Genomic DNA, 22,554 nt, shown 5'->3' with positions numbered 1-22,554 from the left:
ATCTCGTCGTCCCGGGGTCGACACGTCCGTGGGAAACGGCACGACGAGCTCCACCGCCAGGCGGCATGATGTCCGCCGGAGAACCGGTTCTCCGAGGTCATGGGGGTGGAAGTGACGGGGATATCGCTCGAGGCGCTGGACGCGGTGCCGTGGGACCGGCTCGAGTCGGGGATGCCCCGGCATCCGGTCGAGGAGGTGCCTCGCGCGCTGCGGCGGCTGGCGCTCGCGGGCGGGGCCGCGACGGAGGAGTACTGCCACCCGCTCTATGACTGCCTGCTCGCGGGCGACGGCCGGGTGCCCTCCGCCGCGACCGCGGCCCTGCCCTTCGTGGTGGCGCTCGCCGCCGATCCGGGGGCGGGCGCACGAGTCGACCTCGTGGGACTGCTGGTGGCTCTCGCGCACGCGACCAGGACGGCCCGGCCGGACCTGGTGGACGAGGGGTGGCCCGCGGCGTGGAGCCGCCACCAGGGCGCGGTCCTGGCGCTGCTGGCGGACCCGGACCCCGATGTGCGGCGGGAGGCCATTGCGCTCGCCGACGGTGTCGTACCGCTCCTGGAGCGGTGGCGGGCCGAGACGGACCCGGCGGTGCGTCTGCCGGTGCTGCTGCAGCTGGGATGGGCGGCCGCCGCCGCGGCGGAAGCGGATGCCCGGTCGGTCGAGGAGGCGCGGGCGGTGCTCGACGGCGTCCTGCGTGACGGCGAGCCCGTCATGAAGGTCGCGGCCGTGATCGCCTGGGCGCAGCTCGACCCGCAGGAGCCGGTCCGGCGGATCGACCTGCTGCTGGAGACGCTTTCCGACCTCGCCGTACGGCCCAGGTTCGAGGAGATCTGGTACGTCGTGGGCGTCGAGGAACCCTTCAGCTGTGGAGCGGTCGTCACCTGGGCCGTCGAGCTGTTCGACCACGACGCCCGGACGGCCGCCTCCTTCGTGGTCCGGCTGGCCGACGCGGCGGCCCGCACCGGAGACACCGAACTGTCCGAGGCGGTGCTGGACGAGGCATGGCGGCTGCTGGTGCTCAGGCCGTCCGCGGCGCCCGCGCTGCTGCCGGTGGCGGGCCGGCTGCTGGACGACCGGGCCGACCCCGTGCGTCTGCGGGCGGCGCACCTTCTGGCGGTGCTCGGCCGGCAGTCGGCCCGGTACGCCGACCGGCTCGCCATGCTGCTCGACGACCCGGGGAAGGACCCCTGCCTGGAGGGGACCGTCGGTGACTACGCGCGCTGGGCGCTCACCCGGATCGGCGACCCGCGCGCGATGCCGGGGCTCGTCGAACGGCTCTACGAGCCCTATCGGGAGCACTACGGACGTGGCTACTGCGTCAGCGACCCGCGCCTTCCGGACGTCGACGCCGTGCTGGTTCCGCTGCGAGCGCATGTCGGCGTCCTGCTGTCCGGCCTGCGGAAAGTGATGCGGCACCACGCGACGCACTACGGCGGCCACGGCCCGCTGACCGGCGCCTTCCTGAAGGCCCTGAAGGCGTGGGGGCCGGACGGGCTGCCCGCGCTGCCGGAGGTCGTGGCGCTGCTGGACAAGGAGAGCGGCTCGCTCTCGATCGTCGAGGTGCTGGCGGCGATGGGGCCGGGCGCCGCGTCCGCCGAGCCCGCCCTGCGCGCCTGTGAGCCGCTCAACTGGCCGGAATACCAGTGGAACGTGGCGTGGGCCGCCTCGCAGATGGGCGGAGACCGTACGGCGGCACTGCGGCTCATCGGCGACGCGGTGCTGACCGAGGAGGGCCCCTACTACGGGCCCGTCCACCTGCTGACGGAGTTCGGTCCCGCGGCCGCGCCGTACGCCGACCGGGTGCGGCACATCATGGAGAACACCGACGGCATTCGCCGGATCGAGGCCGCGCTCGCCCTCTGGTCGGGCACGGGCGAGCCCGAGCCGAGCATCTCCGTCCTGGCGGAGTTCGTCCTGCCCATCGCCGACGGCGGCGACGACTACTGGCTCTTCGGAGAGGCGCTGCGAGCCCTGGCCCGGATCGGCACCCTCACCCCCGCGACGCGCGCCGCACTGCGGACGGTACGGGGCTTCGACGGCCGCCTGGCACAGGAACGGAACTACGAGGCCTTCCTCCAGGACGAGGAGCTGCGCGCCGCGATCGAATACCTGCTCGCCCTTCCCTGAGCCCAAGGCGCCGACAGGCGCGAGTGTTTGCCCCGCACAGGCCGGGGCAGGCGGAATTCAAGTGCTTCGGACAGGAGGCACGTCCGTGGGAGCGGGGAAGTCCTCGCCACGGGTGTGCCGTTCGACGCACCCGTGCGCTCCCACGGTGACCGTCCAACCCAAGGCACCTGCAAGGGAGTTGCGACGCACCATGCGAAACCAAGTGAGCGCGAAACACCATTCGCACGACGACGCCCCCGACACCACGGAGGCATTCCGCAGGCTCGCCTCGCTCCCTCCGGGCCGGCCGCACGACGCGCTCCGCGAGCAGATCGTCGAGGCCTGGCTGCCGATGGCGGACCGGCTCGCGGGCCGGTTCCGCAACCGCGGTGAGAGCCTGGAGGACCTGCGCCAGGTCGCGGCGCTCGGTCTGGTGAAGGCCGTGGACCGGTACGACCCCGAGCTCGGCAACGCCTTCGAGAGCTACGCCGTGCCGACCGTCACCGGCGAGATCAAACGGCACTTCCGCGACCACATGTGGACCCTGCACGTGCCGCGCCGCGTCCAGGACCTGCGCAACCGTGTGCGGTTCGCCGTCCAGGAACTCTCGGGGACCATCTCGGGCCGGGGGCCCACCGTCGCCGAGATCGCCGAGCACGCCCGGATGAGCGAGGAGGACGTCCGGGCCGGCCTGGAGGCCCTGGAGAGCTTCACCGCGCTCTCCCTGGACGCCCAGGTCTCCGGCAGCGACGACGGCTACTCGCTCAGCGACGCCCTCGGTTCGGCCGACCCCGCGCTCGACGTCGTCATCGACCGCGAGGCCGTCAAGCCCCGGCTGCAGGCCCTGCCCGAGCGTGAACGCACCATCCTCTACATGCGGTTCTTCGGCGACATGACGCAGAGCCGGATCGCCGACGAACTCGGGATCTCGCAGATGCACGTGTCGCGGCTGATCAGCCGGTGCTGCCATCGGCTGCGCGACCAGGTGATGCGCGACGCGGCGTAGCCCTACCGGGGCACGCTCATCGCCAGGGCCAGATGGCGGGACATCATGTCCACCGCCTGGGCCTCCGCCATCGAGAACGCCCGGCGCGCGCCGCTGCGGAACAGGGTCAGCACGCCTTGTACGGGGCCGGGCGCGGTGGTCAGGGGCACGCACAGCAGCGACGTCACGTTCGCGCGTACGAGGATCGCGGCGCCCGAGGTGTCGCGGCCGAAGGCGTCCGGATCCTCGGGGCGCACCGGCAGCGCCGTGGATCCGCCACGGGCCGCCTCGACGACGAGCGGACACCCGGCGGGATCCTGTGCGGCCACGCCCCGGGCCGCCTCCACGCTGTCGGAGGGGGCCAGCACCGTCGTACGGGACAGCCGCGCCGTTCCCGCCAGGTCGGCCACCACCCAGTCGGCGAACCGCCCGTGCAGCACCCCGGCCGCCCGCTCCAGTACCCCGGACGGATCGCCGACCGGACCGCTGAGCAGCGCCGTGGTCATGGCGTCCACCAGGTCCATCAGCGCCGCGTGCCGGGTCGTCTCGGTCAGGTTCGGTACCGGTCCGGGCACGCGCTCGGGGGACGGCACCCGGCTGTCCGCGGGCTGCAGGACGACGAGGACGGCGGTGCGGGGTTCGCCGCTGGGCCGCACCGCGGTGAGCGTCGCCCGCACCGGCACCGCGGGCTGCTGCTGGAGGTGCACGGTGAGACTGCGATCGCCCTCGCCGCGCGCCACCGCCGCCGCCTGCGAGCGGAACGCGGCACGGTCGGCGTGCGCGAGGAAACCGGTGAGCGGCCGGCCCGTCGCGTAGCCGGCCCGTACGCCGGTGAACGAGGATGCCGCGAAGTTCAGCCTGCGCACCACCGTCTCGCGGTCCACCAGCGCGACAGGCACCGGCACCCGCTGGAAGAGCGCCTTGAGGAGCTGTTGCTCCTGACGGTCGACGGAGACGACCCCGGACGGGCCCGACGAGGACAGACTCTCGTACCAGGGCCACAACTGGCCCGCCACATGGTCGAGTTCGAAGATCGCCGCGTCGAGCACCGTCGGCAGGTCGTCGGCCGGTACCGATCGAGCCGCCTTGAGCTCCGCCACGCGGCGCACGAAATCCGCGAGTTCTTCACCGAATTCGTCCGTCTGCGCCATGCGATGAACGTAACCCGAAGGATTGGTTCCGGGTGTGGCGGGGGTGTAACCCACCGGGCCTGTTTTCCGCGCAGGTGAGCGGGAAGGCGCGGAGGGAGGAGGGGTGAACCATGCCGGATGCGGGGCGACTTGAACAACACGGTCACAACGATCGAGGCGGTCGACTCGGACACCTGGGAACGCGGTCGCCGGAATCCACGCTTCCAGGCAGACGGCTGTCGGAGCTCGCCGAGCAGGCGGCCCGCTGCACCACCGACTGCTGCGGCGCCAGCTGCCTGGTCTCCGAGGGCGGCCCGGAACGCCCCGCCGCGGTCACCCACCCCGACCTCGCCGCACTCGTCTCGGTCCAACTCCGCTCCGGAGACGGTCCGATCCCCGCCGCGCTGGAACGCGGTGAGCCCGTCGACTCGGCGGACCTGCTGCGCGAGGAGCGCTGGCCGGCGTACCGCGCGATGGCCCTCGACTCGGGTGTCCGCTCCAGCGTGACGATTCCCTTCCGGCGTTCCGGGCTGACCGTGGCCCTCAGCCTCTACAGCTTCCGGCCCGGCGCCCTGGAGGACGCCCCGCACGGACCCGCCCGCGCGCTCGGCGACCTCGCCGTCACCTGCCTGGTCCGCGACCGCTCCTACCGGGCCGCGCTCACCGAGCTCGACCAGCTCGGCGCCGCGCTGCGCACCCGGCCCGTCGTCGATCAGGCGTGCGGGATCGTCATGCACGTACTGGGCTGCGACGCGGACGCGGCCTTCGGCGTACTGCGCCGTGTCTCGCAGGCGACCCAGCGCAAACTGTCCGACGTGGCCTCGGCCGTCGTGGACAGGCGTGGACGCGGCCTGGAACGGGAGCTCGCCTCCCTGTCGAACTGACCCGGCCGGCCGAGCCGCCGCTGTCACCCACGTCACCCGCTCGGGCGTCCGTGTCGCGCGAATGGTGTCCGGCCGCGCGCGCCGCGCGCCGGGGCGGGCTGGGATGGGGTGGGGGCGCGACGGCCGTGCCCCCTTCAGACAGTGTCTGTCCGAAGGAGCCCGACCCATGTGCCGTACCGTCCGTGTCCTGTCCGCCACCGCCCTGGCCTGCGCCGCCCTGGGGGCGGCCGCCACGGCCGCGTCCGCGGATCCGGGCGCGGAGGTCGATCCCCGTTCCGTGGGCCCCGGTGGTCTCCTCTCCATCTCCGTCACCTGCGACGCGATCGGCGGCACCCCGCCCGAGTCCATCGACGCCCGCTCCCAGGGCTTCGAGGGGGGCAAGGTCCAGTTGCACCGGGTCACCGGCGGCGACGAGAAGACGGGCGGCGCCACCTCGTATCGCGGGACGGCCCGCGTCCCGGCGGGTGGGACTTCCGACGCTGGATCCGGTGGATCCGGACTGGTGGGAGGATCCGGAGCGGCAGCCGGCGAGCAGTTCAACAGCGACTCCGTCGCCGGGGACCGTGAGGCCCAATGGGGCGTCAACGGCGTGTGCCCCGTCGCCCCGGGTGGCCAGGAGCGGCCGTGGAACGCCTCGTACACCGTGTCCCGCGCCGCCGGCACGGGTACGGGCGCGGGCACCGGTACGGGCATCGGCAACGGCACGGGCAACGGCATCGGCAACGGCCTCGGCACGGGCACAGGTGTCGGGCGTGACACGGCTACGGGGCGCGAGACCGGTGCGCCTCGTGACACGGGTGCGCCTCGTGACACGGGCGCCGGTCGTGACTCCGGTGCGACGCACGACACCGGTACGGGGCGTGACACGGGTACGGGTCGTGACACCGGTGCGACGCACGACTCCGGTGCGACGCACGACTCCGGTGCGACGCACGACACCGGAGCGGCTCATGACACGGGAGACGGGCGCGAGACCGGTGCGGCTCACGACACCGGCACCGGGCGTGACACCGGCACGGGGCACGACACCGAAGAGCGCCCCACCGGTTCCCAGTACGGAGTACAGGGCGGCGAAGGCGGCACCTTCACCGATTCCGTCCCGGCCCTGATCACCGGCGGCGTCCTGATCGTGGGCGCGCTGGGCGCGACCGCCCACCGGCTGCGCCAAAAGGGCTCCTCCCACCGCTGACGCTGTGACGGGCGCAACCCGGCCGGGCGCCCATGGCCGGGCGGGAGCCCGGGTAACGACAGGGCACGGCACCACGGACTGCACGGAGGCACGTATGCGGCGGACGGTTCCGGAAGGGCACGGTCCGGTCCGCTACGGTCCGCCCCTTCCCGATCAGGGCCTGCCGGTACTGGCCGAGCTGCGCGCCGTGCTCGCCGACGCGGCGGGCCACGCCCACGCCGAGCCCTCCGGCGGCGGCCCTGCGCTCCTCGACGCCGCCTGCGGCTACTGGACCCGGCGTGGCCTGGCCGCCGACCGCGACAGGGTGGTCGCCGCCCCCGGCGCCCCCGCGCTGCTCCTCGCGCTGACCGGCGCACTCGGCGGCGACGTCCTGGTGCCGCGCCCCTGCGCCGCCTGGTGGGCACCGCAGGTCCGCCTCCTGGGCCGGTCCGTGTTCCACGCGGCGACGCCCGCGGAGTGCGGTGGCCTGCCGGATCCGTACGCACTCCTGGAGACCGTCCGCCGGGTCCGTGCCGAGGGCGGCGACCCGCGCCTGCTCGTGCTCTCCGTCGCCGACGACCCCACCGCCACCGTCGCACCGCCCGAGGTGGTGCACGAGACCGTGGAGGCCGCGGTGGGCGAGGGACTGCACGTGGTCAGCGACGAGACCTGGCGCGACACCCTGCACCGGCCGCACGACACCGTGCTGCTCAGCCCCGCCGAGATGCTCCCCGGCGAGGTCACCGTGCTGACGGACCTCGCGGGCGCCTTCCTGCCGCAGGGCTGGCCGGCCGCCGTCGCCCGCTTCCCGGACACCGACGAGGGCCTTCGGCTGCGCGCCCGCGTCCTCGACGTGCTCACCGTGCTCAGCGCCCGGGTCGCCGAACCGGTCGCGGCGGCGGCCGCGTACGCGCTCGGCGAGCCGGACGCGGTCACCGAGCGGCTGACCGCCGCCGTACGCCTGCACGCGCGCGTGGCTCTCGCCGCGCACCGCGCGGTGATCGGGTCGGGTGCCCTCGCACGGCCGCCGCAGGCCGGTCGGCATCTGTACGTGGATCTCGGCCCGTTGAGCTCCGCGCTGACCGCCCTCGGCGTCGGGGACGCACAGGAACTGGAGGACTTCCTCACCGCCCGGCTCGGCATGCCCGCGCCGGGCGGCCACCGCTTCGGGGACGATCTCGAGGCGCTGCGCGTGCGGTTGGCGACCGGACCGCTGCTCGGCGCCACCGACGAGGAGCGGGCGGAATGCCTCAGTTCACCCTCACCGTTGGAACTGCCACAGGTGCAACGCGCGTTGACCCTCTTGGGGTCGGCGTTCGACGATCTCCGTGACGACGCTCAGCGATGGGAGCCTCCTCGATGACGCAGCAGTCCCAGTCGACCACGAGCACGGGTACGTCCACGAGCACGTCCATATCAACGAGCACGTGCATATCCATGAGCACGTCCGTGTCCACGGACACGCAGGACGCCGAGGAGCCGGCGTCCTCCATGGCCCCCACGGCGGGGCGTTCCTCACTGGCCGTTCCCCTCCGTCCGCTCGTCGAGCCCCCACCTCTCGCCGAACCCCGTCCGCTCGGTGAGCGCCGTGCGTGGCCGCGGTCGTTCGTCGACCGGCTGACCGCGCCGCTGCCGGGACTGCGGGCCTTCGCGCGGTTCGCCCGTGAGGGGGCGCTGCGGCCGAGGCCCGAGGGGCTCGCCGACATTCCGCAGCTGCCCTTCGAACCGGGTCCGCTGCCGCGGGTGGGCACCCGTACCGTCGCCGTCTCCTGGGCGGGGCACGCGAGTTGGGTGATCCGCATAGGCGGGCTCACCGTCCTCACCGACCCGGTCTGGTCCCGCAAGATCCTCGGCACCCCGGCCCGGATCACCCCGGTCGGCATGGCCTGGAGCGCGTTGCCGCGCGTCGACGCGGTCGTCATCAGCCACAACCACTACGACCATCTGGACGCGCCGACCCTGCGCCGACTCCCGCGCGAGACACCGGTGTTCGTGCCGGCCGGGCTCGGGCGCTGGTTCCGGCGCCGGCGGTTCACCCGGGTCACCGAGCTGGACTGGTGGGAGGCGGTCGAACTCGACGGCGTGCGCTTCGACTTCGTCCCCGCGCACCACTGGTCCAAGCGCGGTCTCACCGACACCTGCCGCACGCTGTGGGGCGGCTGGGTGCTGACGGCGCCGGAAGGACAGCGGGTCTACTTCGCGGGGGACACGGGGTACGGGCACTGGTTCGCGGCCATCGGGCAGCGGTACCCGGGGATAGACCTGGCCCTGCTTCCCATCGGGGCGTACGACCCCCGGTGGTGGTTGAGTGACGTCCACTGCGACCCGGAAGAGGCTGTTCGGGCGGCCGTCGACGTGGGCGCTCGGCGGATGGCGCCGATGCACTGGGGGACGTTCGTGCTGTCCGCGGAGCCCGTGCTGGAGCCGTTGACCCGGGTGAAGGCGGCTTGGGAGCGGGTGGGTCTTGAGCGGGGGAATCTGTGGGATCTGGCGGTGGGGGGTTCTCGGGTCCTGGGGTGACGGCGGTGGGGGTGCCTACCGAGGGGCGGTCCCGCGTACCCTCCGCCACACCCCCGGCGCCGCACTGATCGCCAGTGTCAGGACCACCGCCGCCACCACGCCCTCCCACGGCTCGTCGAAGAGGGAGCCGCCGAGAATGCCGATGACCTGGTAGGTGGCCGCCCAGGCGAGGCAGGCGGGGATGTCGCCGCGGGCGAAGGTGCGCAGGGGCATCTTCGCCAGCAGGCAGGCGAGCATCACCGGTATGCGGCCCGCCGGGACGAGGCGGGACAGGACGAGGACGGCGACACCGTGGTCGTCCAGCTTCTCCTGGGCCTGGGTGAGGCGGTCCTCCGGGGCGCGCACCCGGATCGCCTCCAGCCACCGCGAGCCGTTCTTGGATTCCATGCCGCGCCGGCCGAGCCAGTAGAGCGCCACGTCACCGAGGAACGCCGCGAGCGAGCCCACCGCGAAGACCAGCAGCAGGGCGAACGGCGCGGTCTCGTGAAAGGCCACCACGGCCGCCGAACTGACCAGCGCGCCCGTCGGCACCACCGGGACCAGCGCGCCGATCAGCACCAGCACGAACAGCGACGGATAGCCGATCGCCTGCTGCGTGCTCTCGGGTGACACGGCCGCGCCCGCGGCGGACAGGAACAGGGCGGGGGTGGTGCTCTTGGCGGACAGGAATATCGCGGGGGCCGCGCCCATGGCGGTCAGAGGCGTCACCGCGCGACCTCCGGGCGCACGCTCTCGCCGTGTTCGAGCCGGTGCACCGCCACCAGGGGCGCACGTTCCCCAGCCAGGCGCACGAACTCATCACCCGGCGCATGGAACTCATGGGGGCGCACGCTGTCCATGCCGATGGGCCAGTATGTGCCGTAGTGCACCGGCACCGCGCTCCTCGGCATCAGCCGGGCCAGCGCCTCGGCTGCCCGCCCCGCGTCCAGGTGTCCCTCCCCGAGGAACGGGCCCCACCCGCCGACCGGCAGCAGGGCCACGTCGACCGGTCCGACCTCCTCGGCCATCGACTCGAACAGCCCGGTGTCCCCGGCGAAATACGTCCGCGCCTCGCCCTCCACCACGAAGCCCAGCGCGGGGGAGCGGTGCGGTCCGACCGGCAGTCGCCGCCCGTCGTGCCGTGCCGACACCGTACGTACGACCAGATCGCCGACCTGGGTCAGATCCCCGGGCGCGACCTCGACGAACCGCAGATGGTCCAGCCTGCGCAGCGCCGGCACCACACGCGTCGCGCCCCTCGGCACCAGTACCGGCGTGCCCGGCGCGAGCCGCTGCAACGAGGGCAGATGGAGATGGTCGGCGTGCAGATGCGAGACCAGCGCCACGTCCGCGACCGCCGCCTCGGGAGGGGGCGGCGCCCCGCGCCTGCGCCGCAGGTGCGCGAGCCGGCGCGCGAAGAGCGGATCGGTGAGGACGCGTGTGCCGGAGTCCTCCAGCGTGCAAGTGGCGTGCCCCCACCAGGTGATCTCCACCGGCACTTCTTTGCCTCCTCCGTGCGACTCCCCCCGAGCCTACGTGCAGGAGTAGGGTCGGCGGCGAAACCCGGAGGTGAGGGGGACGCCATGGGACACGCGCGCAGCGCCTCCGCGGTGCCGACCGTGCCGGCTGTACCGACCGTGGTCCGCGTCACGGCCATCGCGAGCCTGACGCCCCTGGAGGAGCTCGACGCGGACCCCTTCCTCGTGGACTCCCGCAGCCAGTACGCGATGTGCGCCCGCTGGGCCGCCGAGCGCGGATACGTCGTCACCCGCGAGCTCCTCGTCCGCGGTCTGCGCCCCGACCACCGCACCCTGTGGGCGGACGTCGAGGCGGGCCTCGTCGACCTGTTCGTCGCGCCGAGCCACCGCGTCCTGGAGCGCGCCCTCGCCTCCGTGGACGAGTTCACCGCCGAGTGCGCCCGCCGCGGAGTACGGATCGAGACGGTCGGGTGCGCGGAACCGTCGTACGACGCCCAGATGAAGGCCCGGGTCCACCGCCGCCTGTCGATGCCGACCGCGGGTTACGACGGCCGCTGAAGGGGACACCGCGGGCCGCTCGACCGTTGTGACAGGGTGGGAGCAGGCCTCGCGCACCGGGCGGGCCGGGACGTGAGGTGGACAGGGCGTGGGCGGAAGGCGTTGGCGACGGCTTCTCAGCGGAGTGTGGCGGAGCATCGCGGTGTGGGCCGTGTCCACGGTCACCATGCTCGTCCTCGCCGGTGTGCTGCCCGACTTCCAGCTGGAGTCCAGCAACGGCGACAGCGCCACGCGGATCGCCGTCACCGCCGGGGCCGGCGCGGCCGTCTTCGGTCTGCTCTCCTCGCTCGTGTGGCCCCTGCTCGTACGGGCGCTGCTCCTGGTGCCCGCCCTCGTGCTGGGTCTGCTCGTCTTCTTCTTGAACGGGTCCTTGCTGCTGATAGCCCTGCGCATCAACCCCTCCGGGCAGGGCGAGGCCGCGCCCGAGACCGCCGTGGTCGTCGCCGCCGTGATGTCCGCGGTCGCCTCGGCCACCGGCGGCGCCCTGGCCGTGCGGGACGACGACGCCTACCGGCGCAGGCTCTACCGGCTCGCCGACCGGCGCCGCAGACGCGGTGACGGGCGGGCCTGGCCCTCGACCCCCGGCGCCGTCTTCCTCCAGCTCGACGGCGTCGGCCACGACGTGCTGCGGGAAGCGGTCGGCAAGGGGCTGATGCCCACCGTCGCGCAGTGGCTCCAGGGCCCCGGGGAGGGCGGCTGCCCCACCCACCGGCTCACCCCGTGGCGCACCGACTGGTCCAGCCAGACCGGCGCCAGCCAGCTCGGCATCCTGCACGGCAGCAACCACGACGTGCCGGCCTTCCGCTGGTACGAGAAGGACACGCACGAGGTCATGGTGTGCAACCGGCCCTCCAGCGCCGCCGAACTCCAGCGCCGGGCCATCGAGTACACCGGCGACGGAGGCCTGCTCACCGTCGACGGCGCCAGCCGCGGCAATCTCTTCAGCGGTGGCGCCGACCAGCTGGCCCTGGTGCTGTCCATCGCCGCGCGAAGGGGCCGGGAGAACCGTTCCCGCTCCGGTTACTTCGCCTACTTCAGCGACCCCGCCAACGCCGTCCGTACGGCCATGTCCTTCGTCGCCGAGGTGCTGCGTGAGATGGGCCAGTCCTCGTGGGCCCGGATGAAGAAGCGGCGGCCCCGGGTCAAGCGCGGCGGGCTGTACCCCCTCGTGCGGGCCTTCGCGACCGTCGTCGAGCGGGATGTCGTCGTCGCCGCGGTGATCGGCGACATGCTCGCCGGGCGCAACGCGGTCTACGCGGACCTGGTGGCGTACGACGAGGTGGCCCACCACTCCGGGCCGCGCAGCCGGGACGCCGAGAAGGTCCTGGAGCGCCTCGACCGGTCCCTCGCCCTGGTGGCCAAGGTCGCCGAACACGCCCCGCGGCCCTACCGGATCGTGGTGCTGTCGGACCACGGGCAGAGCCCCGGCGAGACCTTCCTGACCCGCTACGGCCTGAGCCTCGGCAACCTGGTCCGGGCCGGGTGCGGGCTGCCCGTGCCGCGCAAGGCGCAGCGCACCCACAGCGGCACCGAGGCGCGGGCGGCGGTACGGGCCGCGCTGCGCAGACCCGTCGAGGAGCGTGGCGAGCGTCACCGTCCCTCACGCCGCTCCGAGCCCATCGTGCTGGCCTCGGGCAATCTCGGCCTGGTCTCCTTCCCCGACGTGCCGCACCGGATGAGCCGGGAGGAGATCGACCGCCGCCACCCCGCGCTGCTGTCCACCCTCGCCAACCACCCCGGCGTCGGCTTCGTGCTGGTCCGCAGCGAGGAGTACGGCGGACTCGTGCTGGGCGCGAACGGCGCGGAGGTACCGGTCGACAAGCTCGACGACGTGCGTCAGGGCCCGCTCGCCGACTTCGGCCCCGGCGCCGCCGACGCCGTACGACGTACCCACGCCTTCCCGCACGTCGCCGACATCATGGTCAACTCCTCGTACGACCCGCAGGAGGGCGAGGTCCTCGCCTTCGAGGAGCAGATCGGCTCGCACGGCGGACTCGGCGGGGCCCAGGCACGCCCCTTCCTGCTGTCACCGGTGGCCCTGTCCGTGCCGGTCGAGGACGACGCGGATCTCGTGGGAGCCGAGCAGGTGCACCGCGTGCTGCGGCGCTGGCTGCGCGAGTGCGACGGCCCCCAAGTGCCGCTGGCGGCGCCCGCGGACGAGCGCGCCGCCTGAGCCACGGCCAGGGCGGGACCGAGGCGGCGGACAACGGGCCGCGGTCGGTGGCGGCGGAAAATGGGCTGCGGTCGGCGAGCCCCGCGCACACACTGTTCGCATGGAGCACCGCGCACCCGCGGGGCACTTCCCGACCCCCGAGGATGCTGCGTGCAGGCAGTCGTGACCGTCACCCCCGCCCGGATACCGGAACTGCTGCTCGGTCTCGCGACCGTGCGGCCGGTCTTCCTGTGGGGCGCCCCCGGCATCGGAAAGTCCTCCCTGGTGAGGGAGTTCGCCGAGTCGCTGGGACTGGAGTGCGTCAGCCTGCTCGGCACCCAGCTCGCACCCGAGGACCTGATCGGCGTCCCGCAGATCCGCGACGGGCGCTCGGTGTTCTGCCCGCCGGAGGCGATCGCCAGGGACGAGCCTTACTGCCTCTTCCTGGACGAGCTGAACGCGGCGACGCCGGATGTGCAGAAGGCTTTCTACTCGCTGATCCTGGACCGCCGCATCGGCAATTACGAGCTGCCCAAGGGCTCGATCGTGATCGGCGCGGGCAACCGCGCCACCGACAACGCGCTGGCCCGCCCGATCGCCTCCGCGCTGATCAACCGCCTCACGCATGTGCACCTGGAGGCCTCCTCCAAGGACTGGCTCGCCTGGGCCGCCGGCAACGGCATTCACCCCTGGGTCGTCGACCACCTCACCGACCGGCCCGACCACCTGTGGTCCAAGCCGCCGAAGACCGAGGAGCCGTTCTCCACGCCCCGCTCCTGGCACATGCTCTCCGACGCGCTCCACTCCTTCGGGCCGGCCCTCGACGAGCCGACCCTGAAGGTGATCGCGCACGGCACCCTGACGCCCGCGCACGCGGTCGCCTTCTGCGGCTACGTGAAGATCGTGCGCAGCCGGTTCGGCATCGAGGCGATCGTCAAGGGCGACGCACGCTGGCCCCACCGCCCCGAGGACCGCGACCTGCTCTACTACCTCGCCGAGTCCTTCCGCGGCCGGCTCGTCAAGGAGCTGCCCGCCAGCAAGGAGCACCTCTCGGCGAGCGGACAGCAGACCGCGTACCGCGCCAAGTCGCTGCTCGTGCAGCTCGCCGAGATCTCCGTGGAGGTCGCACAGGGCGTCATCGCCCCGGACACCGACGGCAATCCCCTCCTGCCCGCCTGGTTCCTGGTCGAGGCGGCCCGTGACATGCCCCGGCTGGTCGAGGCGCGACAGTGAGCCGGACCCCGACGAGCCGCGGTAAGGGACAGCCGAAGAAGGACCTGGCGGCGGAGGCCTTCGCGGAGGGCATGCGGCTGGTGCGGGCCAACCGGGCGCTCGCCGCCGTCGGTTTCAGCACCTGCCGCCAGGAGGACTGCCCCGACTCGCCTCGCGAGGGTCTCGTCCGAGTCGACTCCAACGGTGTGCTGCACGTCCACCCCACCCGCCGCGCCGAGCCCGTCGAGTGGGCCTGGGCGGTCGCGCACGCCGTCATCCACCTGGGCTTCGGCCATGTCCCGGCGGCGCCGAAGACGCGCGAACAGCCCGACCGCCACGCCCTCGCCGCCCGCTGCGCGGTCGTCAACCGCTTCCTGCTCGGCTTCCCCATCGGCCTCACCCCCGAGGACCTGCCGCCCGGCTACCCCGACGGCGACGAGGAGCAACTCGCCGCCCGCTGGCGGCGCGAGGGCACTCCGGCCCCGTACGAGCGCTGCGGTACGGCCGGCGGCGAGCCGGACCAGCTGCTGGTGCCGTGGGACACCTGGAAGGGCGGCCGGGCCCCGGACTGGCAGCTCGAGTTCGCGCACGCCCTGACCCGTACCGTCGCCACGGCGATGGACGTGGCCGGCGGCCGCCGAGGCTCGATGCGCGGCGGGCCCACCCGGCTCCAGCCCTGGGAGCGGGCGCTGAGCTGGTTCATCTCCTCCTACCCGCTGCTCGGCGGCGTCGCGGCCGGTATCACCCTGGTCGCCGACGCCGAACTGGCCCGCGCCCACGGCATCTCCGTCGCCGCGGTGAACGCGGAGGCGGGGGAGATCTACATCAACCCGCTGCGTCAACTGAAGGACGAGGAATGGCGGTTCGTCCTCGCCCACGAGATGCTGCACGCCGCCCTGCGGCACGGCGACCGCTGCGGCCCCCGCGACCCGTACCTCTTCAACATCGCGGCCGACTACGTCATCAACGGCTGGCTGTGCGAGATGCAGGTCGGCACGATGCCCGAAGGGCTCCTGTACGACGCGGAGTTGAAGGACCTCTCGGCGGAGGAGGTGTACGACCGGATCGCGAAGGACCTGCGCCGGATGCGCCGGCTGTCCACGCTGCGCGGCAAGGGCATGGGTGACATCCTCGGCGCCCCGCTCGGCTCCCCGCGCGACTACGTGGACCTGGACGAGCTCTACCGGCGCGGGCTGAGCCACGGCCTCGACCTGCACCAGCAGCTGGAGCGGGGTTATCTGCCGGGCGGTCTGGTCGAGGAGATCCGCGCGCTCGACCATCCGCCGCTGCCCTGGGACGCCCGCCTGGCCCGCTGGTTCGACGAGTTCGTGCCCCGCCCCGAGCCGGTACGGACGTACGCGCGCCCCTCGCGCCGTCAGGCGTCCACCCCCGACATCCCGCGCGCGGGACGGTACTTCCCGCCCGAGGAGATCGCCCGCTGCACCTTCGGCGTCGTCCTCGACACCTCCGGCTCCATGGACCGCATGCTGCTCGGCAAGGCGCTGGGCGCCATCGCCTCGTACGCCGAGGCCCGGGACGTACCGGCTGTGCGGGTGGTGTTCTGCGACGCGGCGCCGCACGACGCGGGCTATCTCCCGGTCACCGAGGTCGCCGGTCGCGTACGGGTGCACGGGCGCGGCGGTACGGTGCTGCAGCCCGGCATCGATCTGCTGCACCGCGCGGACGACTTCCCGCCGGGCGCGCCGCTGTTGGTCATCACGGACGGCGGGTGCGACGTGCTGCGGGTGCGGCGCGAGCACGCGTATCTGATTCCGCAGGGCGCGCGGCTCCCGTTCACGGCGCGGGGACCGGTCTTCCGGGTGCGGTGAACCACCCTCGCGGCCGCGTCGAGCCGTCTTCGCGGACTTGGTGAGCCGTCATTCTGGGTGAGTTGCGTGCAGGTGTGATCGGATGGTGCGCACGGACCCCGAAAACGGGACCCCATCGAAGGGAATCATCGTGGCAACCACGCGCACCGCGCACACCGTGTGGGAAGGCAACCTGCTCGAGGGCAGCGGCGTCGTCACCTTCGACTCCTCCGGCATCGGCCAGCAGCCGGTGACGTGGGCGTCGCGGGCGCAGGACGCCAACGGCAAGACCAGCCCCGAGGAGCTGATCGCCGCCGCCCACTCCAGCTGCTTCTCCATGGCGCTGTCGCACGCCCTCGCGGGCGCGGGCACCCCGCCCACCAAGCTCGTCACCAACGCCGACGTCACCTTCCAGCCCGGTGAGGGCATCACGGGCATCCATCTGACGGTGGAGGGGACGGTGCCGGGCCTCGACAACGACGGCTTCGTCGCGGCGGCCGAGGACGCGAAGAAGAACTGCCCGGTCAGCGCGGCGCTGACCGGCACGACGATCACCCTGTCGGCCAAGCTGGGCTGACGTCCGGGAGCAGTACGGCGCCGCGGTCCCCGCGCAGGGCCCGCGGCGCTGTCATGTCCGCCCCATTGACAAGAACGCACTCAAGTTTTGTGCTTGAAGGTGGGCAGCGCCCTGGCGGAAGGGGACGGACATGGCACGTGCGGTCGGGATCGACCTCGGTACGACGAACTCGGTGGTGGCCCTCCTGGAAGGCGGCGACCCCACCGTCGTGACCAACGCGGAGGGCGCGCGCACCACCCCCTCCGTGGTGGCCTTCGCCAAGAACGGCGAGGTGCTCGTCGGCGAGGTCGCCAAACGTCAGGCCGTGACGAACGTGGAGCGCACCGCGCGCTCGGTCAAGCGCCACATGGGCGACGCGAGCTGGCGCTTCCCGGAGAAGGGCTCCGTCGACGGCACCCGCTATCGCGCCCAGGAACTGTCGGCGCGCGTCCTGCAGAAGCTGAAGCGGGACGCGGAGGCCTACCTCGGCGAGGACGTCACGGACGCCGTGATCACCGTGCCCGCGTACTTCGACGACGCCCAGCGCCAGGCCACCAAGGAGGCGGGCGAGATCGCGGGCCTGAAGGTGCTGCGGATCATCAACGAGCCCACGGCCGCCGCCCTCGCCTACGGCCTCGACCGGGGCGAGGAGCAGACCGTCCTCGTCTTCGACCTCGGCGGCGGCACCTTCGACGTCTCGCTCCTGGAGATCGGCGACGGCGTCATCGAGGTCAAGGCCACCAACGGCGACACCCGGCTCGGCGGCGACGACTGGGACCAGCGGATCGTGGAGCACCTCGCACAGCGCTTCAAGGCCTCGTACGGCATCGATCTCGGCCACGACAAGATGGCGCTGCAACGGCTGCGCGAGGGCGCCGAGAAGGCCAAGATCGAACTGTCCAGCTCCTCCGAGACCACCGTCAACCTGCCCTACATCACCGCCACCGCCGACGGCCCCCTGCATCTCGAGGAGAAACTGACCCGCGCCCAGTTCCAGGAGCTGACCGCCGATCTGCTCGACCGCTGCAAGACCCCCTTCCACCAGGCGGTCAAGGACGCGGGCGTCAAGCTCGCCGCGATCGACCACGTCATCCTGGTCGGCGGCTCGACCCGGATGCCCGCCGTCACGGACCTGGTCAGGGAACTCACCGGCAAGGACCCGCACAAGGGTGTCAACCCGGACGAGGTCGTGGCGCTCGGCGCGGCCCTCCAGGCGGGTGTCATCAGGGGGGACGTGAAGGACGTCCTGCTCCTCGACGTCACCCCGCTGTCCCTCGGCATCGAGACCAAGGGCGGCATCATGACCAGGCTCATCGAGCGCAACACCACGATCCCGACCCGTCGTTCGGAGATCTTCACCACGGCCGCGGACAACCAGCCCTCGGTCGGTATCCAGGTCTACCAGGGCGAACGCGAGATCGCCGCGTACAACAAGAAGCTCGGCGTCTTCGACCTCACCGGGCTGCCGCCCGCGCCGCGCGGAGTCCCGCAGATCGAGGTCGCCTTCGACATCGACGCCAACGGGATCATGCACGTCTCCGCGAAGGACCTCGCCACCGGGCGCGAACAGAAGATGACCGTCACGGGCGGCTCCGCGCTCCCCAAGAACGACATCGACCGCATGATGCGCGAGGCCGAGCAGTACGCCGAGGAGGACCGCGCGCGCCGCGAGGCCGCCGAGACCCGCAACCAGGCCGAACAACTCGTCTACCAGACCGAGAAGTTCCTCCGCGACAACGACGAACGCATCCCCTCCGAGACGAAACCCGAGGTCGAGTCGGCCATCGCCGGCCTCAAGCGCCTCCTGGAGGACTCCGCCACCGACACCACCGCCCTGCGCGGCGGCGTCGAGAATCTGGCCTCGGTGAGCCAGAGGATGGGCCAGGCCATGTACGCCCAGGCCCAGCAGACGCCCCGGGAGGAGCCGGCCGCCGAGCACACCACGGCGGCGGAGGAGGAGGGTGTGGTGGACGCCGAGATCGTGGACGACGAGAGGGAGACGCGGGGCGGCGCGGCGTAAGGACCCTTCTCAGTAGGAGTCCCGGATCTCCCGCAGGATCTCCTTGGTACGGGGCACGGAGGCGGCGTGGGCGGACATGTGGTCCAGCACTTCCAGGTGCATGGCCACCTCGGCGCGCGAGTCGAGGTAGAGGGCACCGGTCAGGTACTCGCTGTAGACCATGTCGGGCAGTTCCGGCTCCGCGAAGCGGAACAGCGCGAAGGATGTGTACGTCCCCGGGTGCGGGCCGCTCGCGTACTCGGCGACCTGGACGGAGATGTCGTCGCTCTCCATCTCCCGCAGCAGCCGGTCGATCTGGTCCCGCATGACCTCGCCACGGATGCTCACCGGACGCCGCAGCACGGTCTCGTCCATGATCACCCAGAGGTGGGGCCGGTGCTCGCGCCCCAGCAGCAGCTGCTGCCGCGTCATGCGCAGCGTCACATGCCGCTCGATGGCCTCGGGCCCCGTCTGGCCCACCGTCCCCGCCTCCAGCACGGCGCGCGCGTACTCCTCGGTCTGCAGCAGCCCGGGCACGAAGTGCGGCTCGTACGAGCGGATCAGACGGGCGGCGCCCTCCAGGCTGACATGCATGCTGAACCAGTCCGGCAGCACATCGTGGAATCGCTGCCACCAGCCCGGCTGGTTCGCCTCCTCGGCGAGCGTGACGAAGGCGGCCACCTCGGCGTCGGCCACGCCGTACGTCGTCAGCAGCACCTGGAGGTAGGGGATCTTGAGGGCGACCTCGGCCATCTCCATCCGCCGCACCGTCGCCGGGGCGACACGCAGGACACGCGCGGCCTCTTCGCGCTTCAGCCCGGTGGCCTCCCGCAATTCCTGCAGCCGCCGCCCGAGCACCACTTGCCCCACGGTGGGCGCAGCCCGCCGCTCACTCACGCCACGCCCTCCCCAAGCGCCGAAGCCACCACTCAAACGGATCGACGACGCTCCGTCAAGAGACCAGTGACTGAAGGTATTTGACCGTCGCCGGGTCCGCGGGCAGAAACGTCTCGATGGCCAGCTCGGCGACGGTCACGTCCATCGGGGTGTTGAAAGTGGAGATGGAGGAGATGAAGGACAGCACGCACCCGCCGTGCTCGATCCGCAGGGGGAGCGCGAAACAGGGAACGGGCTCGACGCCGCCGTCCAGTTCCCTTCCGTGCCCCTGTCCCTGTTCCTGCTCCGGTACCGGGTAGGCCGCCACCTCCTCGTAGAGGGCACGCAGTGGCTCGGAGCGGTCCAGGGCGATCTGCCGTTCCATCTGCGCGAGCAGATGGTCGCGCCACTCGCGGTGGTTGCGGATCCGCGGCGCCAGGCCCTCCGGGTGGAGGGTCAGCCGCATCGCGTTCAGCGGCGGCGTGAGCAGCGACTCGCGGACGCCCTCCAGGAGCATGGCGATGCCACGGTTGGCGGCGAGCACGGTGTACGTGGCGTCGACCACCAGCGCCGGGTAGGGCTCGTAGCCCTGGATCAGCCGTTCCATGCCCTGGCGCAGGGCGTCCATCGAGGGGTCGTCGAGGGGGGTCTCCGGGTAGTGGGGCGCGTAGCCGGCGGCCAGCAGCAGCGCGTTGCGTTCCCGTACGGGGACGTCGAGGTGTTCCGCCAGCCGCAGCACCATCTCCTCGCTCGGGCGGGAGCGGCCCGTCTCGATGAAGCTGATGTGGCGGGCCGAGGAGTCGGCCCGCAGCGCCAGTTCCAGCTGGCTGACCCGGCGCTGCTCCCGCCAGCCGCGCAGCAGCGGGCCGACGCCCTTGCCGCCGGGGTGGGTTGAGGGTCTGGCCGGACCGGACGCGACGAGGGACATACGCCGACCGTAACCGAGGAACGCCGTGGATGGAGCCTGGACCTGGCCCTCGAACGCCGGACGGCCGGGACTTTCGGGCGAAGCCCCCGGAGATGGGGCCGGGGCGCCGGAGAGCCCTGGTCGGGGGACTGTGGCAGGCTGAGGAACAGTCCCCACCGCACCCCACCGCAAGAAGAACGGAGCGAGGCCATGCCCGTCGAACCCCTGTCGCAGAAGGAGATCGAGGATCAGCTCGCGGAGCTGCCCGGCTGGTCGCTGGACGGCGACCACCTCGCCCGCTCCTACCGCCTCCCCTCCCACTTCGCCGCGACCGCGATGGTCGTACACATCGCCCAGGTGCAGGAGGAGCTCGACCACCACTCCGACCTCACCCTCGGCTACAACACGATCTCCCTCACCGTGAACACCCACAGCGTCGGCGGCGCCGTCACCGAGCTCGACCTCAAGCTCGCCCGCAGGGTGGAGGCACTCGCTCCGGGACATGGCGCACACTGATCCACATGCTGGACTACGACAAAGAAGCCGACGCATACGACGCCAGCAGGGGCGGTGAGCCCAGAGCGGCGGCTGCCGCGGACGCCGTACTCGGCCTCGTCCCCGACGGCGTACAGGCCCTGCTCGACGTCGCCTGCGGCACCGGAATCGTCACGCGTCGCCTCGCCGCCGCCCGCCCGGCGCTCCGGGTGACGGGCGCGGACGCCGCGCAGGGCATGGCCCGGATGGCGGCGGCACGGCTCCCGGGCTCGGTGGTCCACGCCGACAGCCGTCGACTGCCCTTCCCCGACGCCTCGTTCGACGCCGTCACCAGCGTCTGGCTGCTCCATCTGGTCGACGGCGCCGAGGACGTCCGCGCCATCGTCGCCGAGTGCGCGCGGGTCCTGCGCCCGGGCGGGGTGTACGTCACCACCGTCGACAAGGCCGCCGCACACGACGTGGGCAGCGACATCGACGCCGTACTCGCCTCCCGCCCGCGCCGCCCCGCCCAGGACGGCACCGAGGACGTCGAGGCGTACGCCGTCGAGCACGGCCTCACCCCGGCCGGCCGGGCCCGTTTCCGGGGCCACGGCCAGGGCCGCAGCCCGCGCAGCACGGTGGCGGACCTGCGCCGCGGCTGGTTCACCCAGATCGCCGCGGACGACCCGCTGGCCGAGCGATTCGTCACGCTGCTCGAAGGGCTGCCCGATCAGGAAGTCCCGCGCCCCGACCCGCAGTTCACCCTCCGCGCGTTCAGGAAGATCCCCGCCGCGCGAACTCCATGACCCAGTTGGTCACCCACGTCTTCTCCCCGTCCACGGAGAAGGCCTGTTCCCAGCGGGCCGTGGTCGGGGAGATTCCCGACCACACGAACCGCACCCGCACGTCCTTCCCGTCGTGCGTGTCGTCGCCGTGGAACTCACCGCGCCCGTCGGACCCGAACCGCCCCACCACCGGCGCAAACAGCTTCCCGCTGCGGCTCGACGACCAGTTCAGCGACCACACCCGCGCCGCCGGGTCGAAGAGCCGCAGGGTGAGCCCCTGCCAGCCCTGACCGGGCACCGTCATCTCGTCGATGTTCGCGGCCCCCTCGAACAGGCTCCAGCAGCGGCTCGTGGCCCCGAACTCCTCCCAGCCGCTCTCGGGGTCGAGGAAGTCGGTCAGACGCCGGTGGTGGACGTCCCACTCACCGTGGAAGAAGTCGAAGTCGTGCGGGCTGCTCATGAGCGGTCTCCAGTCGTGCCCTCGGGGAGGGAGTCGGCGAGGTAGGCGTCGAGGTCGGGGGCGTCGGGCGCGAGCATGTGCCGCACCCAGGCATCGCGTTCGTGCAGGATCGGCGGCAGCTCCCAGACGCAGCCGATCCAGGGGACGTCGGGTGTGATGAAGTGCGTGGGGTCCCGGTCCGGGCAGCCAAGGACCGGCTGGCCCGCCGACGCGCCGCGGAAGTGCAGGACGTTGTCCCACACCCAGCTGTACGCGTTGAGGTAGGCGCCGTCATCGCCGCCCCGGTGCAGTACGACGAAGGTCGCGGGCGGTGTGCCGTCGGGCTCCGGCAGCAGCTTCGGCAGCATCGCGTACGCCGCCGCCTCGACGTCGGGTGCGATACCGGCCGGGTCCGCGGTGACGTGGTAGCGCTTGATCCGTCGCCCCGCCACCTCGATGGGCGGCGGCACGGTCAGCAGTTTCTCCCGGAAGTCCGAGGCGTTCGGCAAGGTCGTGGAAGCCATGACGCGCACGCTAGGCC

21 protein-coding genes are annotated in these 22,554 nt (G+C 72.5%); 14 read left to right on the top strand and 7 right to left on the bottom strand.

Annotation, left to right across the window (positions count from 1 at the left end; translation table 11 throughout):
• Positions 1–111: 111 nt before the first annotated feature.
• Entirely contained in the window at positions 112–2,124 is a 2,013-nt protein-coding gene (locus ACZ69M_RS09890; protein ID WP_470048299.1) for a hypothetical protein, read from the top strand.
• 190 nt (positions 2,125–2,314) lie between these two features.
• Complete coding sequence (locus tag ACZ69M_RS09885) at positions 2,315–3,109, top strand: RNA polymerase sigma factor SigF (protein WP_470048297.1); 795 nt, start codon at positions 2,315–2,317, stop codon at positions 3,107–3,109.
• Between the two features lie 2 nt (positions 3,110–3,111).
• Here ACZ69M_RS09885 and ACZ69M_RS09880 read toward each other — a convergent pair whose 3' ends face one another.
• Positions 3,112–4,239: a PAS domain-containing protein gene (locus ACZ69M_RS09880; protein WP_470048295.1), complete on the bottom strand. Its 1,128-nt coding sequence runs from the start codon at positions 4,237–4,239 to the stop codon at positions 3,112–3,114.
• A gap of 110 nt (positions 4,240–4,349) precedes the next feature.
• On the opposite strand from ACZ69M_RS09880, the gene ACZ69M_RS09875 reads away from it, so the two are divergent.
• The 4 genes from ACZ69M_RS09875 to ACZ69M_RS09860 all read left to right on the top strand — a co-directional run bounded on the left by ACZ69M_RS09875 (position 4,350) and on the right by ACZ69M_RS09860 (position 8,790).
• Positions 4,350–5,102, top strand: coding sequence for an ANTAR domain-containing response regulator (locus tag ACZ69M_RS09875; protein ID WP_470048293.1), 753 nt, complete (start codon positions 4,350–4,352; stop codon positions 5,100–5,102).
• A gap of 166 nt (positions 5,103–5,268) precedes the next feature.
• Entirely contained in the window at positions 5,269–6,291 is a 1,023-nt protein-coding gene (locus ACZ69M_RS09870) for a hypothetical protein (protein ID WP_470048291.1), read from the top strand.
• 94 nt (positions 6,292–6,385) lie between these two features.
• Positions 6,386–7,633, top strand: coding sequence for an aminotransferase class I/II-fold pyridoxal phosphate-dependent enzyme (locus tag ACZ69M_RS09865; RefSeq protein WP_470048289.1), 1,248 nt, complete (start codon positions 6,386–6,388; stop codon positions 7,631–7,633).
• The gene (locus tag ACZ69M_RS09860; RefSeq protein ID WP_470048287.1) at positions 7,630–8,790 is read left to right on the top strand and encodes an MBL fold metallo-hydrolase; all 1,161 of its coding nucleotides are present in this window, start codon (positions 7,630–7,632) and stop codon (positions 8,788–8,790) included. Before ACZ69M_RS09865 ends, ACZ69M_RS09860 begins: the two co-directional genes overlap by 4 nt.
• Positions 8,791–8,805: 15 nt before the next feature.
• Here the strand turns inward: ACZ69M_RS09860 and ACZ69M_RS09855 are convergent, their stop codons facing one another.
• Positions 8,806–9,498 carry a DedA family protein gene (locus ACZ69M_RS09855; RefSeq protein ID WP_470048285.1) on the bottom strand — a complete coding sequence of 231 codons (693 nt, stop codon included), beginning with the start codon at positions 9,496–9,498 and terminating at the stop codon, positions 8,806–8,808.
• Positions 9,495–10,268: an MBL fold metallo-hydrolase gene (locus tag ACZ69M_RS09850; protein ID WP_470048283.1), complete on the bottom strand. Its 774-nt coding sequence runs from the start codon at positions 10,266–10,268 to the stop codon at positions 9,495–9,497. The genes ACZ69M_RS09855 and ACZ69M_RS09850 overlap by 4 nt, the downstream gene beginning before the upstream one ends.
• Positions 10,269–10,352: 84 nt before the next feature.
• Here ACZ69M_RS09850 and ACZ69M_RS09845 point away from each other — a divergent pair, with 84 nt between their 5' ends.
• The 6 genes from ACZ69M_RS09845 to dnaK all read left to right on the top strand — a co-directional run bounded on the left by ACZ69M_RS09845 (position 10,353) and on the right by dnaK (position 18,553).
• Positions 10,353–10,805 carry a hypothetical protein gene (locus ACZ69M_RS09845; protein WP_352044700.1) on the top strand — a complete coding sequence of 151 codons (453 nt, stop codon included), beginning with the start codon at positions 10,353–10,355 and terminating at the stop codon, positions 10,803–10,805.
• Between the two features lie 88 nt (positions 10,806–10,893).
• The gene (locus ACZ69M_RS09840; RefSeq protein WP_470048281.1) at positions 10,894–12,978 is read left to right on the top strand and encodes a phage holin family protein; all 2,085 of its coding nucleotides are present in this window, start codon (positions 10,894–10,896) and stop codon (positions 12,976–12,978) included.
• Positions 12,979–13,128: 150 nt separating this feature from the next.
• Positions 13,129–14,190, top strand: coding sequence for an ATP-binding protein (locus ACZ69M_RS09835; protein WP_470048279.1), 1,062 nt, complete (start codon positions 13,129–13,131; stop codon positions 14,188–14,190).
• Positions 14,191–14,261: 71 nt separating this feature from the next.
• The gene (locus ACZ69M_RS09830) at positions 14,262–15,998 is read left to right on the top strand and encodes a vWA domain-containing protein (protein ID WP_470048397.1); all 1,737 of its coding nucleotides are present in this window, start codon (positions 14,262–14,264) and stop codon (positions 15,996–15,998) included.
• A 130-nt stretch (positions 15,999–16,128) separates the two neighbouring features.
• Positions 16,129–16,554 carry an OsmC family protein gene (locus ACZ69M_RS09825; RefSeq protein ID WP_403690954.1) on the top strand — a complete coding sequence of 142 codons (426 nt, stop codon included), beginning with the start codon at positions 16,129–16,131 and terminating at the stop codon, positions 16,552–16,554.
• Positions 16,555–16,684: 130 nt separating this feature from the next.
• On the top strand, positions 16,685–18,553 hold the full coding sequence (dnaK, locus tag ACZ69M_RS09820) for a molecular chaperone DnaK (protein WP_470048277.1): 1,869 nt from the start codon (positions 16,685–16,687) through the stop codon (positions 18,551–18,553).
• Positions 18,554–18,562: 9 nt separating this feature from the next.
• Here the strand turns inward: dnaK and ACZ69M_RS09815 are convergent, their stop codons facing one another.
• A complete protein-coding gene (locus tag ACZ69M_RS09815) occupies positions 18,563–19,429 on the bottom strand; it encodes a helix-turn-helix domain-containing protein (RefSeq protein WP_470048275.1) in 867 nt (288 codons plus the stop codon).
• Positions 19,430–19,484: 55 nt separating this feature from the next.
• Positions 19,485–20,336, bottom strand: a complete 852-nt coding sequence (locus tag ACZ69M_RS09810) for a helix-turn-helix domain-containing protein (protein ID WP_470048273.1) — start codon at positions 20,334–20,336, stop codon at positions 19,485–19,487.
• Between the two features lie 189 nt (positions 20,337–20,525).
• Between ACZ69M_RS09810 and ACZ69M_RS09805 the strand changes: the two genes are divergently transcribed.
• Positions 20,526–20,831 (top strand): 4a-hydroxytetrahydrobiopterin dehydratase, encoded by a 306-nt coding sequence (locus ACZ69M_RS09805; protein WP_099919776.1) that lies wholly within the window; start codon positions 20,526–20,528, stop codon positions 20,829–20,831.
• 5 nt (positions 20,832–20,836) lie between these two features.
• Positions 20,837–21,595 carry a class I SAM-dependent methyltransferase gene (locus ACZ69M_RS09800; RefSeq protein ID WP_470048271.1) on the top strand — a complete coding sequence of 253 codons (759 nt, stop codon included), beginning with the start codon at positions 20,837–20,839 and terminating at the stop codon, positions 21,593–21,595.
• Here ACZ69M_RS09800 and ACZ69M_RS09795 read toward each other — a convergent pair.
• Together ACZ69M_RS09795 and ACZ69M_RS09790 are read right to left on the bottom strand one after the other, a co-directional pair.
• Positions 21,564–22,034, bottom strand: coding sequence for a hypothetical protein (locus tag ACZ69M_RS09795; protein ID WP_470048269.1), 471 nt, complete (start codon positions 22,032–22,034; stop codon positions 21,564–21,566). The two genes, ACZ69M_RS09800 and ACZ69M_RS09795, sit on opposite strands and share 32 nt — an antisense overlap.
• Complete coding sequence (locus ACZ69M_RS09790; RefSeq protein ID WP_470048267.1) at positions 22,031–22,537, bottom strand: hypothetical protein; 507 nt, start codon at positions 22,535–22,537, stop codon at positions 22,031–22,033. Before ACZ69M_RS09790 ends, ACZ69M_RS09795 begins: the two co-directional genes overlap by 4 nt.
• Positions 22,538–22,554 lie beyond the last annotated feature (17 nt).

It is taken from the genome of Streptomyces sp. NPDC107454 (assembly GCF_055582885.1).
Note: the sequence above shows the minus strand (reverse complement) of the source record. Positions and strands in the feature narration are given on the sequence as shown.

What these genes read in the sequence shown, in the direction of transcription:
- ACZ69M_RS09885 (WP_470048297.1), top strand. Translation starts at nt 2,315, where the DNA reads ATGCGAAACCAAGTGAGCGCGAAACACCATTCGCACGACGACGCCCCC.
- ACZ69M_RS09880 (WP_470048295.1), bottom strand. Translation starts at nt 4,239, where the DNA reads ATGGCGCAGACGGACGAATTCGGTGAAGAACTCGCGGATTTCGTGCGC.
- ACZ69M_RS09875 (WP_470048293.1), top strand. Translation starts at nt 4,350, where the DNA reads ATGCCGGATGCGGGGCGACTTGAACAACACGGTCACAACGATCGAGGC.
- ACZ69M_RS09870 (WP_470048291.1), top strand. Translation starts at nt 5,269, where the DNA reads ATGTGCCGTACCGTCCGTGTCCTGTCCGCCACCGCCCTGGCCTGCGCC.
- ACZ69M_RS09865 (WP_470048289.1), top strand. Translation starts at nt 6,386, where the DNA reads ATGCGGCGGACGGTTCCGGAAGGGCACGGTCCGGTCCGCTACGGTCCG.
- ACZ69M_RS09860 (WP_470048287.1), top strand. Translation starts at nt 7,630, where the DNA reads ATGACGCAGCAGTCCCAGTCGACCACGAGCACGGGTACGTCCACGAGC.
- ACZ69M_RS09845 (WP_352044700.1), top strand. Translation starts at nt 10,353, where the DNA reads ATGGGACACGCGCGCAGCGCCTCCGCGGTGCCGACCGTGCCGGCTGTA.
- ACZ69M_RS09830 (WP_470048397.1), top strand. Translation starts at nt 14,262, where the DNA reads ATGCGGCTGGTGCGGGCCAACCGGGCGCTCGCCGCCGTCGGTTTCAGC.
- dnaK (WP_470048277.1), top strand. Translation starts at nt 16,685, where the DNA reads ATGGCACGTGCGGTCGGGATCGACCTCGGTACGACGAACTCGGTGGTG.
- ACZ69M_RS09810 (WP_470048273.1), bottom strand. Translation starts at nt 20,336, where the DNA reads ATGTCCCTCGTCGCGTCCGGTCCGGCCAGACCCTCAACCCACCCCGGC.
- ACZ69M_RS09805 (WP_099919776.1), top strand. Translation starts at nt 20,526, where the DNA reads ATGCCCGTCGAACCCCTGTCGCAGAAGGAGATCGAGGATCAGCTCGCG.
- ACZ69M_RS09800 (WP_470048271.1), top strand. Translation starts at nt 20,837, where the DNA reads ATGCTGGACTACGACAAAGAAGCCGACGCATACGACGCCAGCAGGGGC.
- ACZ69M_RS09795 (WP_470048269.1), bottom strand. Translation starts at nt 22,034, where the DNA reads ATGAGCAGCCCGCACGACTTCGACTTCTTCCACGGTGAGTGGGACGTC.
- ACZ69M_RS09790 (WP_470048267.1), bottom strand. Translation starts at nt 22,537, where the DNA reads ATGGCTTCCACGACCTTGCCGAACGCCTCGGACTTCCGGGAGAAACTG.